Origin of the sequence: Sulfitobacter sp. HI0040 (assembly GCF_001634885.1) — a bacterium.
GTDB lineage: Bacteria > Pseudomonadota > Alphaproteobacteria > Rhodobacterales > Rhodobacteraceae > Sulfitobacter.
Genome location: NZ_LWEX01000173.1, coordinates 1 through 2550 on the forward strand (window position 1 = coordinate 1; position 2550 = coordinate 2550).

2 protein-coding genes are annotated in these 2550 nt (G+C 66.0%); both read left to right on the forward strand.

All coding sequences use genetic code 11. From position 1 onward, the window contains the following. Positions 1-369 precede the first annotated feature (369 nt). Positions 370-2154 carry a phosphomethylpyrimidine synthase ThiC gene (gene thiC, locus A3728_RS11295; protein ID WP_067923594.1) on the forward strand — a complete coding sequence of 595 codons (1785 nt, stop codon included), beginning with the start codon at positions 370-372 and terminating at the stop codon, positions 2152-2154. Further along, positions 2151-2550: FAD-dependent oxidoreductase (locus tag A3728_RS11300; RefSeq protein WP_150120741.1), on the forward strand; the 400-nt coding region annotated here is incomplete at its 3' end. The genes thiC and A3728_RS11300, both read left to right, overlap by 4 nt.

A 2550-nucleotide genomic window follows, 5' to 3' on the forward strand; every position in this document is an offset into this window, starting at 1 on the left:
AAACGGCTTCGGAGGGGTCACATGGCGGCGGGCCATTGCCGCCCGCCGCCATGTGACCCCTCCGAAGCCGTTTTGGCCCGTTGACTTTCGGCCCATCGCTGCCAATAGTGCCCCTACGTCAGGGGAGTCCCGCCATGGGGACTGAGAGGCTGACAGGGGTTTGTTCAATCTGCCCCGGTGACGCGACCCTTTGAACCTGACCCAGTTGACGCTGGCGTAGGAAGACCGAAGGGTATTTCCGCATTCTCCACACCTTGGGGGCGGTCCTTTCGGGCCACTCTTGGCCCTTTGCGCGTGCCGCAACCGGGCCGGTGCGGTCCCTTTCTGCCACATGTTTCACTTGGGTCTCATCACGTTGAGGAGACCGATATGAAAGACCTAGTTCCCGAAATCACCACCGGCAGCCTGCCCGCTTCGCGCAAGGTCTATGCCACCGGCCAGACCCATGACATCCGCGTGCCCCTGCGCCAGATCGATGTGACGGGCGAAGCACCGGTGAGTGTCTATGACAGTTCGGGGCCCTATACCGACCCGGCCGCGCAGATCGACATTGCCCGGGGCCTGCCTGAGGTGCGCGGCGGCTGGCTGCATACGCAGGGGCTGATCGAGGAATACGAGGCGCGTGCCGTCACCGATGCCGACAACGGCTTTGCCACGGGGGCGCGGCTGACACCGGCCTTTCCGGCGCAGCGCCCGCCGCTGCGCGCCAGCGGCGACCGGGCGGTGACGCAGCTGGCCTTTGCCCGTGCGGGTATCGTGACGCCCGAAATGGAATTCGTCGCGATCCGCGAGAACGAAGGCCGGCTGGCCGCGCAGCCCCGGGACGGCGATCCCATGGGCGCGCCGCTGCCCGATCTGGTCACGCCCGAATTCGTCCGCGACGAAATCGCCGCAGGCCGTGCCATCATCCCGGCCAATATCAACCACCGCGAGCTTGAGCCGATGATCATCGGCCGCAACTTCAAGGTCAAGATCAACGCCAATATCGGCAATTCGGCTGTCACCTCCTCGATGGAGGAAGAGGTGGAAAAGATGGTCTGGGCGATCCGCTGGGGGGCCGATACGGTCATGGACCTGTCCACGGGGCGCAATATCCACAACATCCGTGACTGGATCATCCGCAACGCGCCGGTGCCCATCGGCACGGTGCCGCTTTACCAGGCGCTGGAAAAGGTCGGCGGCATCGCCGAGGATCTGAGCTGGGAGGTCTTTCGCGACACGCTGATCGAACAGGCCGAACAGGGGGTGGATTACTTTACCATTCACGCGGGCGTGCGGCTGCACATGATCCCGATGACGGTCAACCGCGTCACGGGCATCGTGTCGCGGGGCGGGTCCATCATGGCGAAATGGTGCCTGCATCATCACCGCGAAAGCTTCCTCTACGAGCATTTCGACGAGATCTGCGATATCTGCCGCCGGTATGACGTCTCCTTCAGTCTGGGCGACGGGCTGCGGCCCGGTTCGCTCGCCGATGCCAACGACGAGGCGCAGTTCGCCGAATTGCGCACGCTGGGCGAGTTGACACAGATCGCATGGGCGAAGGACTGCCAGGTGATGATCGAAGGCCCGGGCCATGTGCCCATGCACAAGATCAAGGAGAACATGGACGAGCAGTTGAAGCACTGCCACGAGGCGCCGTTCTATACGCTCGGGCCGCTCACCACGGATATCGCGCCGGGCTACGATCACATCACCTCTGCCATCGGGGCGGCGATGATCGGTTGGTTCGGCACGGCGATGCTGTGCTACGTGACGCCCAAGGAGCACCTTGGCCTGCCCGACCGGGACGATGTGAAGACCGGGGTGATCACCTACAAGATCGCCGCCCATGCCGCGGACCTCGCCAAGGGTCATCCGGGGGCGCGCCTGCGCGACGACGCGGTCAGCCGCGCGCGGTTCGAGTTCCGCTGGGAAGACCAGTTCAACCTTGGCCTCGATCCCGATACGGCGCGGGACATGCACGACCAGACCATGCCGGCGGAGGCGCATAAGGTCGCGCATTTCTGTTCCATGTGCGGGCCGAAGTTCTGTTCCATGCGGATCAGCCACGACATTCGCGCCGAGGCGGAAAAGCAGCGCGGGATGGAAGAGATGGCCGAGAAGTTCCGCGAGGGCGGGGCGCTCTATGTCCCGGCGGAGCCTGCGGAATGATCTCCGTTCTGGGGGCGGGGGTGGCGGGGCTTTGTGCCGCCACCGCCCTTGCCGAAGCCGGTCACCCGGTCGAGGTCATCGCCCCGCGGGATGCGCCGCCGCCGGTGTCGGAACTGGCGGGCGGGATGCTGGCACCCTTCTGCGAAGGTGAGGCCGCACCGGAGGAGGTGGTCACGCGCGGGCAGATGGCCGCGGACTGGTGGGCCGCGCGGGTGCCGGGTGTGGTCCGGCGCGGCACGCTGGTCGTCGCGGCCCATCGGGATACGAGCGAGTTGGACCNTTTCGCGCGCGCCACCCGTGGCCACGCCCCTGCCGACCCGGGCGGGCTGGAGCCGGATCTGTCGGGGCGTTTCGCGCGCGGTCTCTTCTACGAGGATGAGGCGCATCTCGACCCGG

Bases quoted from the DNA above. Each gene is read 5' to 3' on its own strand.
- thiC (WP_067923594.1), top strand. From the start codon at position 370: ATGAAAGACCTAGTTCCCGAAATCACCACCGGCAGCCTGCCCGCTTCG.